Source organism: Pseudomonas sp. R3-41, from assembly GCF_054161485.1.
Window position 1 is genome coordinate 162,933 of the sequence record NZ_CP096421.1, and the last position, 13,592, is coordinate 176,524.

The window sequence follows — 13,592 nt, forward strand, 5'->3', positions numbered from 1 at the left end:
CTCAGCTTTCCAGCCAGACGTCCCGGGCCCAGTGCCAGACCGATTCCCAGGTTTCCTCGGCGACCAGTTCTTCTTCGGCTTGCCACAACACCACCGTGCCGTCTTCTTCGACGCAGTAATAATCATCGCCGTCCTGGCAGATCGGGATCAGGCTGCGGTCGACACCGGCATCCCAGGCATTGGCGGCCACATCCGGCAGGTAGGTGTGGGACTGTGGATCGGTGACGGTTACCGGTTCCAGGCTGCCGTAGACGACGTCGCTGACGGTTAGCAAAAACTCCCTGAAGACGAACGGGATATCGATGAACAGCTGCTCTTCGATCTCTACCAGCATGTCTTCGTCGGGCAATTCCAGCGGGACCGGTACGGGCTCGTTGGCTTCACGCAATTGTTCGATGATTTCTTCCACGTCCGGGGATCCTCTTTCTCGATGGCGCGGTTTTATATGGAGCGGTTTATACAGTAGCTCGCTATAGATGCAACCGCGAAATAGAAAACCCCGGCCTGAGCCGGGGTTCTTTTATTTCAACATGCAAAAACGGTAAAGGTTCAACCGTTCTGGCGGATACCGGCCACCAGCCAAGGCTGGTCATCGCCCTGGGCACGTTCCATGTTCCAGCTTTCGCTGAACGCTTCGCCCTTGTCGAAGCGAGAATCCTTCGACAGACCGCTGAAGGTCAGGGTGGCGATGGTCTTGTCGGCGCGATCGTCGACACCATCCAGTTGCACCTGCAGGTTGTCGATGTAGGTGGACTGGAAGCCGTCACCCAGTTCGGCCCGTTCGCGCTTGAGGAATTCCAGCAATTGCGGGGTGACGAACTCGGAGATCTTGTCCATCTCGTTCGCGTCCCAATGTTGCTGCAGGGCCATGAAGTGGTTGCGCGCGGCTTCGATGAAGCGTTGTTCATTGAACCAGGCCGGCGCATTGATCACCGGACGAGCGGCCACAGGCGCTGCCGAACCACCGAAGATCGAACCGCTGGCAGGCTGCTGGTTGAACACTTCACGCTGCATCGGCGCGTGGCCAGCTGGAGCGAGTTGCTCCTGCTGCTTGCGACGACGAGCGGCAATGAAGCGGAAGACCAGGAAGGCGATGACCGCCATGATCAGGATGTCGAAGATCTGCATGCCCTGGAAGCCGTCACCCATGAACATGGAGGCGAGCAGGCCACCGGCAGCGATGCCGGCCAGGGGGCCGAGCCAGCGCGACGCGCCGCTGGCCTTGGTGGCAGCGCCCGCGGCACCGGCCGCGCCTGCGGTGGCAGCGGTAGAGCCGGCGGCAGAAGACGGCGCCATCTGGCTGGTCTGGTGAGTCGGGGCTGCTCCCGAACTTTTACCACCGCCAAAGCGCTTGGCGGCATTGGCGTCGATGGCCATCGTCAGGCCGATGCACAACGCCATGGCGATGCTAAGAAAACGTTTCATATAAAGGCATTCCCATTTGTGGATAGCACGCGCGCCATGTTGCACAGCTGAACTGTTGCTGGCTAGCGGGAGAGTGTTTCGGGCTTTTGCGTGACAGCTTAGGTTCAGCTTCGGCTGTGCAAGAAGGCTTGTTCGCTTTGGGCTGTAGGAAAGGGGAACAAGTTCTATCGGAAACTACAATGTGGGTGGGGGTTTTATACCTGTGGGAGCAAGGCTTGCCCGCGAAGCGGTGGCGGCCCATTCGACATAGATGTGTCAGACCGATCGCTATCGCGGGCAAGCCTTGCTCCCACAGGAGGCACAGAGGGTGCTTCCTGTGGGTCTTTAGATCGCTTCGAGCTTGGCATACCCCAGCATCAGCCACTTGCTGCCTTCGCTGAAATTCACCTGCACCCGGGCCTGGGCGCCGGCGCCTTCGAAGTTGAGGATAACGCCGTCGCCGAATACCGAGTGCCGCACGGTCTGGCCGAGGCTGAAGCCGGTTTCCGGGATATCGCTGCCGCCAAACAAGCTGCTGGTGCTTTGTTGCTGGCCGCCGCCGAACGGTCGGCTGACACTGTTGGACAGCCGCACTTCCTGGATCAAGCCCTTCGGCACTTCACGTACGAAGCGCGACACTTTGTTGTAGGTCTCGCTGCCATACAAGCGTCGGGTTTCGGCGTAGGTCATGACCAGGTTCTGCATGGCGCGGGTGATACCGACATAGGCCAGGCGTCGTTCCTCTTCCAGGCGTCCCGGCTCTTCCAGGCTCATCTTGTGAGGGAACAGGCCTTCTTCCATGCCCACGAGAAACACGTAGGGGAATTCCAGGCCCTTGGCGCTGTGCAGGGTCATCAGCTGGACGCTGTCTTCATGTTCGTCGGCCTGGGTGTCGCCGGCCTCCAGCGAGGCGTGACCGAGGAAGGCCGACAGGGGCGACAGGTCTGCGTCTTCTTCGGTGTTCTCGAAGTTGCGCGCGGCGCTGACCAGTTCCTCGAGGTTTTCCACCCGGGCCTGGCCTTTCTCGCCTTTTTCCGCTTCGTGGTAGGCGATCAGGCCGGACTGCTCGATGACGGTCTGGGTCATCAAGTGCAGGGGCATTTCCCCACACTTGGCGGCCAGGTCTTCGATCAGGTCCATGAAGGCCTTCAGGGCACCGGCGGCGCGACCGGTCACGCCTTTGTTGGTGACCAGCTGGCGCATGGCTTCCCACATGGACACATGGCTGTGGCGCGCGTGATCGCGAATCGCCTCGACGGTTTTCTCGCCAATGCCCCGCGTAGGCACGTTGATGACCCGCTCCAAGGCCGCGTCGTTGCCCCGACCTTCGATCAGGCGCAGATAGGCCATGGCGTTCTTGATTTCCGCACGTTCGAAGAAGCGCTGGCCACCATAGATGCGGTAAGGGATCCGTTCGCGCAGCAAGGCCTCTTCCAGCACTCGCGACTGGGCGTTGGAACGGTACAGGATGGCAATGTCGCTACGGGCCAGGCCGGTTTTCAGCGCGCTCTCGATGGTTTCCACCACGTAGCGGGCCTCATCGTGTTCGTTGAAGGCGGCATAGAGGTTGATCGCTTCGCCTTCGCCGCCATCAGTCCACAGTTCCTTGCCCAGGCGCCCGGTGTTGTTGGCGATCAGGGCGTTGGCGGCTTTGAGGATGCCGGCGGTGGAGCGGTAGTTCTGTTCCAGGCGGATGACTTCGGCGTCGGGAAAGTCCGCCGAGTACTGGTGAATGTTCTCGATCTTGGCGCCGCGCCAGCCGTAGATCGACTGATCGTCGTCACCCACCACCATCAGGCTGTCGCCGCCCTTGGCGAGCAGGCGCAACCAGGCGTATTGCACGGCGTTGGTGTCTTGGAACTCGTCCACCAGTACATGCCGGAAGCGCTTTTGGTAGTGAGCCAGCAGGCCCGGGTGGTCGCGCCACAGGTCCAGGGCCCGCAGCAGCAGCTCGGAAAAGTCGATCACCCCGGCACGCTGGCACGCCGCCTCGTAGGCTTCGTAGATGCTGCGCATGGTTGCCAGGAACAGGTCGCCGCTGGCCTGGATATGCTGCGGGCGCAGGCCTTCGTCTTTCTGGCCGTTGATGAACCATTGGGCCTGGCGGGCCGGCCAGCGTTGTTCGTCCAGGCCCAGCTCGCGGATCACCCGCTTGACCAGGCGTTGCTGGTCGTCGCTGTCCAGGATCTGGAAGGTCTGGCTCAGCCCGGCCTCCTGCCAATGCGCCCGCAACAAGCGGTGCGCCAGGCCGTGGAAGGTGCCGACCCACATGCCGGCGGGGTTGATGCCCATCAGTTGTTCGATGCGATGGCGCATCTCCGCCGCGGCCTTGTTGGTGAATGTCACCGACAGGATCGAATGGGGCGAGGCGTTCTCGACCTGGATCAACCAGGCGATACGGTGCACCAGCACTCGGGTTTTACCGGAGCCGGCACCGGCCAGGACCAACTGACGACCCACGGAGGCGGCTACGGCCTGACGTTGGGCATCGTTGAGGGAGTTCAGCAGAAGGGAGAGATCATCGCGCATCGGAGCATTCTAGGGTGCGGCGTCACCCCGGGCAAACCGAGCTTTGCATCGGCCGATAAAAGACCGTTTGGTGATGACCGGCGAGTCACGGGCTACAGGCATTGGCAGGACTCGCTCGGGAGGGGCGCCATCCAATGAAATAGCGACTTTTTTCAATGTTTTTATGAGCTGGGGCAGTGTGGGATGGCCCATGGCTTGTGTATGCTCGGCGCTTGTTTCGGGTTCTCCACGCTCCTCTCTATAAGAACAAGAACAGTGCCAATGACCCTCAATTCCGATCCGGCGGGCCCCTGTATGGAACCGCGGGTCATCTGCAAGCAGTACGCCACGGAGATGGCGGTCGAGCGCACACGTCTGCTGTATCAGGGCTCACTGCTTCCTACATTGTTCATGCTGCTCAACGGTCTGGTCTGCGCCGCACTGTTATGGGAGCCGCGGCGCTATTTCCTGGTCAGCGTCTGGCTCGTCTGGTTGTTGTCACTGGTGGCGTTGCGGGTGATCCAGGTGGCGGCTTTCGATTCGGCAATGCCAAGCCGCCAGGCCCACCCGATCTGGTTGCGTATGTTTTTGCTGGGCTCGGCGATGACTGGCCTCACGCTGGCTGGTGCTGGCATCGCGTTGGTCCCGGCCGACAGCTTCCAGCAGCAGGCCTGGGTGTTCGGCCTGATTGGCGCGGCCGCGTTGTCGGCCAGCGTGGCCTATGCCGTGAGTCTTCCGGCGTTCCTGTCCTTTGCCTTGCCCTGCCTGTTGCCGGCCATCGGCTATCTCTTCTGGGGTGGCGATGAGCAGCAGCGGGGGTGGGGCTGGCTCGGGCTGATTGTGTTGGTTTCCTTGAGCGTGGTGGCTTGGCAAGTCAATCGCCTGATTCAGAATGGCATGTTGCGCCGTTTCCAGAACCAGGCGTTGATCGAGCATCTGCAGCAAACCCAAACCCGCGGTGCGATGCTCAACGAGGCGCTGGGCCGGGAGGTTGAGCAACGGCGCTCGGCCGAGGAAAAATTGCGGGCGGCCCAGGTGGGCCTGGAGGCGCGGGTCGCGCAGCGCAGCCTTGAGTTGGAGGCCGCCAGCCAGGCCCTGAGCAAAAGCGAGGCGCGCCTGGCCCTGGCCCTCAAGGCCAGTGAGCTGGGGTTGTGGGATTGGAACCTGCAGACTGACGAAGTCCATCACACCCAGCTCAAGGAGTTGTTCGGCCTGGAGCCCGAATACGTCACGGCGATGCTCAGCCATCTCACTCCGCGCCTGCACCCCCAAGACCTGCCGGCGCTCAAGCGGGCCCTGGTTGAACACCTCAAGGGTCGCAGCGAGGATTACCAGATCGAATACCGGGTGCGGCACGGCGATGGCCATTGGGTCTGGATTGAAGACCGTGGCCGGGCCGTGGAGCGCAGCGCCAGCGGACGGGTGCTGCGCATGGTCGGGACTCGGCGCGACATCAGCGCGAGCAAGGAACTCGAGCAGCAACGGCAGCTGGCGGCCACGGTGTTCGAGGCCGCCAGCGAAGGGATTGTGATTTTCGACCCCAACTATGTGCTGCTCGCGGCCAATCAAGCGTTCACGCGAGTCACCGGTTTCAATATCGATGACATGCTTGGGCGCAACGTCGTCAACCTGCCGTGCAGTCGCGACGCGCGCCGGCACTACCCCATCATTCGTCAAGCGCTCAAACAGCATGGCACCTGGCAGGGTGAGCTGGTGGAGGCGCGGGCCAACGGCGAGTTGTACCCGCAATGGCTGCAACTGAACGTCGTGCGCAATGCTCGGGGAAATATCAGCCATATCGTGGGCTTTTTCGCCGATCTTTCGGCGCGCCGCGAATCCGAAGAGCGCATGCGCTACCTGACCCATTACGACGAGCTGACCGGGCTGGCGAATCGCTCCCTGTTCCGCGAGCGCCTGAACGAAGCTCATCAGCGGGTGCGCCAGGGTGGACGGCGTAGCCTGGCGTTGCTGCATATCAACCTGGACCGTTTCAAACTGCTCAACGATAGCCTCGGCCATGACATCGCCGACCAGTTGTTGCAGAAAATGGCGCGGCGCTTGATCAATGCACTGCCCGAGGCCGACACCATTGCCCGGTTATCCGGCGATGAGTTTGCGGTGTTGTTCGATGCCTACGGCAGCCTTTCCAGCCTGGCGCGGGTGGCGACCCGGCTGGCCGCCAAGCTGCGCGTGCCGCTGACCATCGAAGGTCATGAATTGGTGCTCAGTGCCTCCATCGGCATCAGCTTGTTGCCAGACAACACGCGAGAAATTGCCACGCTGGTCAGCCAGGCGAACATGGCCATGCAGCACGCCAAGCATCTGGGGGGCAACAACTTCCAGTTCTACACCGAGAGTCTCCAGGCCAGCACGCTGGAGCGCCTGCAACTGGAAAATCAACTGCGCAAGGCCTTGGAAGAGCAACAACTGAAGGTCTTTTATCAGCCCAAATTGTGCCTGGCCACCGGTCGCCTGAACGCCGCCGAGGCGCTGGTGCGTTGGGATCATCCGGCCATGGGCCGAGTCCCGCCAGGGGATTTCATCGGCTTGGCTGAAGAGACCGGGCTGATCGGACCGATTGGCGAGTTCGTGTTGCGCCAAGCCTGTTGGCAGGCGTGCGAATGGCAGCGCCAAGGGCTTGAGCCGATCAGGGTGTCGGTCAACCTGTCGGTGCATCAGTTGCGCCAGGGCAAGCTGGTCAGCCTGGTGCGACAAGTGCTGGAGGAAACCGGCCTGGCGCCCCAGTACCTGGAGCTGGAGTTGACCGAGAGCCAGTTGCTCGACAGCGTTGAACACATCATCGCCACGTTCCAGCAATTGCGCGACCTTGGGGTCAAGCTGGCGATCGATGATTTTGGCACCGGCTACTCATCCCTGAGCTACCTCAAGCGTATCCCGGTGGACTACGTGAAGATCGACCAGGCGTTCATCCGCGGGCTGGGCGAGGGCAGCGTGGACACCGCCATTACCCGGGCAATCATTGCAATGGCCCATGGCTTGTCGCTCAAGGTAGTGGCTGAAGGCGTTGAGCGCCAGGAGCAGCTTGAGTTCCTCAGGAACGAAGGTTGCGATGAGGTTCAAGGGTATCTGATCAGCCGGCCGGTGGAAGCCGAGGGGTTGGCCAAGTTGTTGTGGATGGAACACTTGGCTGAGTGAACCTGATCGCCGATTGAAACTTCCCGTCCGACGACGAATGCGTCGGGCGGGAAGTTGTTTGTGGCCGAATGCTTAGTGGGTGATTAGAATTTCATCAATGTGGTGCAGCAACTTGCCTTCGAAAAAAATACTGACACCGGTGACGTTAGGTTCACCCAGCTCTTTGTATTCGACAACCTTGTCTGTGAGCACTTGTAGCGAAACCCCGACGGAGTTTTGAAGTATCAACTCCAATCGTAGATCAAAAGATTTGTCCTGTATGTCGCTCCGGACCAGCGTCGGGATAACGCCGGAATTTGCTACGGTTACGGTGCCAAAGGTGCGGAAAGATGCAGCGCCTGGCATACGATCGATTTGTGCTGTCCAATCTTTATTTGTGATTTTCATAGTGGTAACTCCTTAAGTTAAAGTTGATTGCTTCCTGCGGGAGCCAATATAACGGCTTTGACTTGATGGTGTTAGCTAAGTGGCAGTTGGGTATTGTAAGTAGAAATGAACTTTCAATGGCCTACTTGGTTTTGGCTTGAGAGCTACTGCCTAGGGTTGTAGGGATTATATATTGTTGGGAACTGCAAGTTGTTGAGTGTTTGGCTCATTGGAAATAGACGCTATTGCCCACGTTGGAAGCTCTGGCCGGGTCGGGAAGTCAGGCGATCGACAGCGCAGAGGCTTTGCGCTACGGCCCAGGCTGCTACATTGGGCAATCCTCGGCCAAAACAAAGGGGCAGCGAGGTAATCCAGTTACGTTTTGGGCGGGCAAAGCGCCAATTCTTGTAGTATAACTACAAGCTTGCTACATCCCGGCATCTGCCCATAACAAGAGTCCAGCCCCTTGAACCTGTTGCAACACATCGCCCAGTCACGCCACTTGCTGCGCAAGTCGGAGCTGAAAGTCGCCGATCACGTACTGCTTGATCCCGCGGCCGTGATGCATAGCTCCATGGCCGATCTTGCCCACAGCGTCGGCATCAGCGAACCGACCATCGTGCGTTTCTGCCGGGCCATCGGTTGCTCGGGCTTCCAGGACCTGAAACTCAAGCTGGCGCAAAGCCTGGCCGCCGGCGCGAGCTTCGGTCAGTTTGCGATCCATGAAGATGATTCAGTGGCGGACTACAGCCTGAAAATCTTCGACACGACCCTGCATACCCTCATGGAAGTTCGCGAGAAGCTCGACCCGGTGGCGTTGCAAAAAGCCGTCACGGCCATGTCCCAGGCCCAGCGTGTCGAGTTTTATGGCTTCGGCGCCTCGGGCGCGGTGGCCGCCGATGCCCAGCACAAGTTCTTCCGGTTGCTGCTGACGGCAGCGGCCTATTCCGACCCGCACATGCAGGCCATGTCGGCAGTGACCTTGAAACCCACCGATGTGGCGATCTGCATTTCCCAGTCGGGGCGTTCCAAGGACCTGCTGATCACCGCGAACCTGGTGCGCGAAAGCGGTGCCTCGTTGATCACCTTGTGTCCGAGCCAGACGCCGCTGGCAGAGCTTTCCACGGTGAACCTGGCCATCGACGTGCATGAGGACACTGAGATCTACACGCCGCTAACCTCGCGCATCGCCCATCTGGTGGTGATCGACGTACTGGCGATGGGCGTCGCCATGGCTCGTGGCCCGAGCTTGGTCAACCACCTCAAGAGCGTGAAGCGCAGCCTTCGCAGCCTGAGGCTGTCGCCCAAGTCGGTGAAGGCGCTGGACGACTGAATCCCAAGCCCTGAGGTCGAGGGGCTTTTGTGGCGAGGGAGCTTGCTCCCGCTGGGCTGCGAAGCAGCCCCCAACGATTTTCCCAGATACACCGCATTGGCTGGTTTGCGACTGCTGCGCAGCCGAGCGGGAGCAAGCTCCCTCGCCACAGGGGATCATTTCCCCTGAATTCATCGTTCTGTAACGCACGCGCCGCCAAACCGTCATCCCTCATCGTCATCGTAAAGCTCCCGTATACGTCTTGGGAGTCTCGACATGACCCAGTCCTACGAAGAACGCAGCGCCGTCAAAACCCGTCGTCAGCAGGAAGACCAGCGTCGCATGGCGTTCCGTCGTGCAATCGAAGATCGCTATGAACAGCGTCAGCTTCTGGCCGAGATCAGCGAATTTCCTGACGCGGTAGAGTTCAATTACTGGCAGGCAACGCCGGCGGCTTCCCGTCGAAACGCTCAACCAGGCCGATGATCTGAGCGCGCTCGCCGCGAACGAAGGCCAGGAAGGCATGGGCCACCGGTGACAGGCGCTTGGCCCTGGCCTGCACCAGGCACCAACTGCGGTACAGCGGCAATTCCTCCACCGGCAACTCGATGAGTGCGCCGGACGACAATTCCCGGCTCACGGCGTGGCGTGTCAACAGCGCCACGCCCAGCCCGGCTACTACGCATTCGCGCTGGGCCTCCGCCGACGCCACTTCCAGCGTCTGGGTGAAGTGCACTCGTTTCTCCTTGAAATATTCCTCACAGGCCAGTCGCGTGCCGGACCCCGGCTCGCGCAACAGCAGCGTGTAGGGCTCCAGGTCCTGCAAGCGCAGCGGACCCAGGTGGCACAGCGGATGGTCGGGCGGCGCCACGGCGACGATCGGATTGTTGAGAAAGGGCAGGAATTCCAGGCCCATGTCCTGGGGCACCATGGACATGATCACCAGGTCGTCACGGTTGTCCGAGAGCCGGCGGATGACCTGGCCGCGATTGACCACCGTGAGGTTGAGGTTGACCTCCGGATGCTGGCGCTTGAATGCGGCGAATAGATGCGGGACGAAGTACTTGGCGCTGGACTCCACCGCCAGCTTCAGTTGGCCTTGCAGCGAACCCTGCATGTCCGAGAGCTGCATATCGAGGTTTTCCAGGCGCCCGAAGATGTCGCGGCTGGCACGTTGCAGGGCTTCGGCGGCTTCGGTCATGTAGAGTTTTTTGCCGACGTATTCGAATAACGGCTGGCCAATCAGCTCTTCCAGAGATCGAATCTGTAGGCTAACGGCCGGTTGTGTGAGAGACATTTCGTCGGCCGCACGGCTGTAGGACCTCAGGTCGCACACCTCGTTAAAAATCTGCAATTGGCGCAATGTCATACGCATCAACGACTTACGCATATTTTAAGTACTCTGGTGTGGGGCGGACAGCTCAACTATAAGTCTTTGCTTATGCATGACCCAATAATTATTCATTTTTGTTAATCCACAGCCAGGACTAGTGTGGAGCTGCGACCAATTGTTACATCTGGTCACGCGTCGGCCTGGATCCCAGGCCGTGGTATCACCGGCTCAAGGGAACCTCCAATTGATAACAAAGATCCTGATCGCCAACCGTGGTGAGATTGCCGTCCGCATCGTGCGCGCTTGCGCCGAGATGGGCATTCGCTCGGTCGCGGTCTACTCCGACGCGGACCGTCATGCGTTGCATGTCAAGCGTGCGGACGAGGCCCACAGCATCGGCGCCGATCCGCTGGCCGGCTACCTCAACCCACGCAAACTGGTGAACCTGGCGGTGGAAACCGGCTGTGATGCCTTGCATCCCGGCTACGGGTTTCTCTCGGAAAATGCCGAGCTGGCAGACATCTGCGCTGAGCGCGGCATCAAATTCATTGGCCCTTCGGCGGAAGTCATTCGCCGCATGGGTGACAAGACCGAAGCGCGTCGCAGCATGATCAAGGCTGGTGTGCCGGTCACGCCGGGTACCGAAGGCAACGTGGCGGGCATCGAAGAGGCCCTGACCGAAGGTGATCGGATCGGTTACCCGGTGATGCTCAAGGCCACCTCTGGTGGCGGCGGTCGCGGTATCCGTCGTTGCAACAGCCGCGAAGAACTCGAACAGGCCTTCCCGCGGGTGATTTCCGAAGCTACCAAGGCGTTCGGTTCGGCGGAAGTGTTCCTGGAAAAATGCATCGTCAATCCCAAGCACATCGAAGCGCAGATCCTGGGCGACAGTTTCGGCAACGTGGTGCACCTGTTCGAACGTGATTGCTCGATCCAGCGTCGTAACCAGAAGCTGATCGAAATCGCCCCGAGCCCGCAACTGACCCCCGAGCAGCGCGCCTACATCGGCGACCTGTCGGTGCGCGCGGCCAAGGCCGTGGGCTACGAGAACGCTGGCACCGTGGAGTTTTTGCTCGCCGAAGGCGAGGTGTACTTCATGGAGATGAACACCCGGGTGCAGGTGGAACACACCATCACCGAAGAAATCACCGGTATCGACATTGTTCGCGAACAGATCCGCATCGCCTCCGGGCTGCCGTTGTCGGTCAAGCAGGAAGACATCCAGCACCGGGGTTTTGCGTTGCAGTTCCGCATCAACGCCGAGGACCCGAAAAACAACTTCCTGCCCAGCTTCGGCAAGATCACCCGCTACTACGCCCCGGGTGGCCCGGGTGTGCGCACCGACACGGCGATCTACACCGGCTACACCATTCCGCCGTTCTACGATTCGATGTGCCTGAAACTGGTGGTTTGGGCGTTGACTTGGGAAGAAGCGATGGACCGTGGCCTGCGAGCCCTGGATGACATGCGCCTGCAGGGGGTCAAGACCACCGCCGCGTATTACCAGGAAATCCTGCGCAATCCGGAATTCCGCAGCGGCCAGTTCAACACCAGCTTCGTTGAAAGCCACCCTGAACTGACCAACTACTCGATCAAGCGCAAACCCGAAGAGCTGGCCTTGGCCATCGCCGCCGCCATTGCCGCCCACGCAGGCCTGTAAGGAATCATGACAATGTCCAAGAAGATCCACGTTACCGACACAATCCTGCGCGACGCTCACCAATCGCTGCTCGCCACCCGCATGCGCACCGAAGACATGCTGCCGATCTGCGACAAGCTCGACAAGGTCGGCTATTGGTCGCTGGAAGTCTGGGGCGGCGCAACCTTCGACGCCTGCGTGCGCTTCCTGAAGGAAGATCCATGGGAGCGTCTGCGTCAACTGCGCGCGGCGCTGCCCAACACCCGCCTGCAAATGCTCCTGCGCGGCCAGAACCTGCTGGGCTATCGCCATTACAGCGATGACGTGGTCAAGGCATTCGTCGCCAAGGCCGCCGTCAACGGCATCGATGTGTTCCGTATTTTCGATGCGATGAACGACGTGCGTAACCTGCGGGTCGCCATCGAAGCGGTGAAAGCTGCCGGCAAGCACGCCCAAGGCACCATCGCCTACACCACCAGCCCAGTGCACACCATCGACGCGTTCGTGGCCCAGGCCAAGCAGATGGAAGCCATGGGGTGCGACTCCGTGGCAATCAAGGACATGGCCGGCCTGCTGACCCCGTATGCCACTGGCGAGCTGGTGAAAGCGCTGAAGACCGAGCAATCGTTGCCGGTGTTCATCCACTCCCACGACACCGCCGGCCTGGCTGCGATGTGCCAGCTCAAGGCCATCGAAAACGGTGCCGATCACATTGACACCGCGATCTCCAGCTTCGCCTGGGGCACCAGCCATCCGGGCACCGAGTCGATGGTTGCGGCCCTTAAAGGCAGTGAATTCGACACCGGGCTGGACCTGGAGCTGTTGCAGGAAATCGGCCTGTATTTCTACGCCGTGCGCAAGAAGTACCACCAGTTCGAAAGCGAGTTCACCGCGGTGGACACTCGCGTCCAGGTCAACCAGGTGCCGGGGGGGATGATTTCCAACCTCGCCAACCAGCTGAAAGAGCAGGGCGCGCTGAACCGGATGAACGAAGTGCTGGCGGAAATCCCGCGGGTACGCGAAGACCTCGGCTTCCCGCCGCTGGTGACCCCGACCTCGCAGATCGTCGGCACCCAGGCGTTCTTCAACGTGTTGGCCGGTGAGCGCTACAAGACCATCACCAACGAAGTGAAGCTTTATCTGCAGGGCGGCTACGGCAAGGCGCCGGGCTCGGTGAGTGAGAAGCTGCGTCGCCAGGCCATCGGCAGCGAAGAAGTGATCGACGTGCGCCCGGCCGATTTGCTCAAGCCGGAAATGACCAAGCTGCGCGGCGAAATCGGTGCACTGGCCAAGTCCGAAGAGGACGTGCTGACCTATGCCATGTTCCCGGACATCGGTCGCAAGTTCCTCGAGGAACGCGAAGCCGGCACCCTGACCCCGGAAGTGCTGCTGCCCATTCCTGAGGCAGGCAGCGTGAGCTCCGCGGGCGGTGAAGGTGTGCCGACCGAGTTCGTCATCGACGTGCACGGCGAAACCTATCGCGTCGACATCACCGGTGTGGGCGTCAAGGCCGAAGGCAAGCGTCACTTCTACTTGTCCATCGATGGCATGCCCGAAGAGGTCGTGTTCGAACCGCTCAATGAATTCGTCGGCGGCGGCAGCAGCAAGCGCAAGCAAGCCACTGCGCCAGGCCATGTCAGCACCACCATGCCGGGCAACATCGTTGATGTCCTGGTCAAGGAGGGCGACGTGGTGAAGGCCGGCCAAGCGGTGCTGATCACCGAAGCCATGAAGATGGAAACCGAAGTCCAGGCGGCCATCGCCGGCAAGGTCACCGCCATTCACGTGGCCAAGGGCGACCGGGTCAACCCGGGCGAGATCCTGATCGAGATCGAAGGCTGATCCAAACAGCCTCGATGCATCGTTTTACCTCG

Annotated in this window: 10 protein-coding genes; 5 read left to right on the forward strand and 5 right to left on the reverse strand. The window is 60.6% G+C overall.

The window, feature by feature from the left end; translation table 11 throughout:
* Window position 1: 1 nt before the first annotated feature.
* The 3 genes from M1D99_RS00750 to uvrD form a co-directional block, all read right to left on the reverse strand.
* Window positions 2-409, reverse strand: coding sequence for an SMI1/KNR4 family protein (locus M1D99_RS00750; protein ID WP_186728408.1), 408 nt, complete (start codon window positions 407-409; stop codon window positions 2-4).
* A gap of 140 nt (window positions 410-549) precedes the next feature.
* Window positions 550-1,425 (reverse strand): Tim44 domain-containing protein, encoded by an 876-nt coding sequence (locus tag M1D99_RS00755; protein WP_186728407.1) that lies wholly within the window; start codon window positions 1,423-1,425, stop codon window positions 550-552.
* A 324-nt stretch (window positions 1,426-1,749) separates the two neighbouring features.
* Entirely contained in the window at window positions 1,750-3,933 is a 2,184-nt protein-coding gene (uvrD, locus tag M1D99_RS00760) for a DNA helicase II (RefSeq protein WP_186710753.1), read from the reverse strand.
* A 261-nt stretch (window positions 3,934-4,194) separates the two neighbouring features.
* On the opposite strand from uvrD, the gene M1D99_RS00765 reads away from it, so the two are divergent.
* Window positions 4,195-7,068, forward strand: coding sequence for an EAL domain-containing protein (locus tag M1D99_RS00765; protein ID WP_458131266.1), 2,874 nt, complete (start codon window positions 4,195-4,197; stop codon window positions 7,066-7,068).
* Between the two features lie 72 nt (window positions 7,069-7,140).
* On the opposite strand, the gene M1D99_RS00770 is transcribed toward M1D99_RS00765, so the two are convergent.
* Window positions 7,141-7,455 carry a hypothetical protein gene (locus M1D99_RS00770; protein WP_458131267.1) on the reverse strand — a complete coding sequence of 105 codons (315 nt, stop codon included), beginning with the start codon at window positions 7,453-7,455 and terminating at the stop codon, window positions 7,141-7,143.
* Window positions 7,456-7,900: 445 nt separating this feature from the next.
* On the opposite strand from M1D99_RS00770, the gene hexR reads away from it, so the two are divergent.
* Window positions 7,901-8,767, forward strand: a complete 867-nt coding sequence (gene hexR, locus M1D99_RS00775; protein WP_003187110.1) for a transcriptional regulator HexR — start codon at window positions 7,901-7,903, stop codon at window positions 8,765-8,767.
* Window positions 8,768-9,022: 255 nt separating this feature from the next.
* Window positions 9,023-9,232, forward strand: coding sequence for a PA3496 family putative envelope integrity protein (locus M1D99_RS00780; RefSeq protein WP_080675527.1), 210 nt, complete (start codon window positions 9,023-9,025; stop codon window positions 9,230-9,232).
* On the opposite strand, the gene M1D99_RS00785 is transcribed toward M1D99_RS00780, so the two are convergent.
* Window positions 9,174-10,136 (reverse strand): LysR family transcriptional regulator, encoded by a 963-nt coding sequence (locus M1D99_RS00785; protein WP_053126704.1) that lies wholly within the window; start codon window positions 10,134-10,136, stop codon window positions 9,174-9,176. The genes M1D99_RS00780 and M1D99_RS00785 overlap by 59 nt on opposite strands.
* A 187-nt stretch (window positions 10,137-10,323) precedes the next feature.
* Between M1D99_RS00785 and M1D99_RS00790 the strand changes: the two genes are divergently transcribed.
* Together M1D99_RS00790 and oadA are read left to right on the forward strand one after the other, a co-directional pair.
* A complete protein-coding gene (locus tag M1D99_RS00790) occupies window positions 10,324-11,739 on the forward strand; it encodes an acetyl-CoA carboxylase biotin carboxylase subunit (RefSeq protein WP_003187105.1) in 1,416 nt (471 codons plus the stop codon).
* 12 nt (window positions 11,740-11,751) lie between these two features.
* Complete coding sequence (gene oadA, locus M1D99_RS00795) at window positions 11,752-13,560, forward strand: sodium-extruding oxaloacetate decarboxylase subunit alpha (protein ID WP_434573477.1); 1,809 nt, start codon at window positions 11,752-11,754, stop codon at window positions 13,558-13,560.
* The last annotated feature ends 32 nt before the right edge of the window (window positions 13,561-13,592 follow it).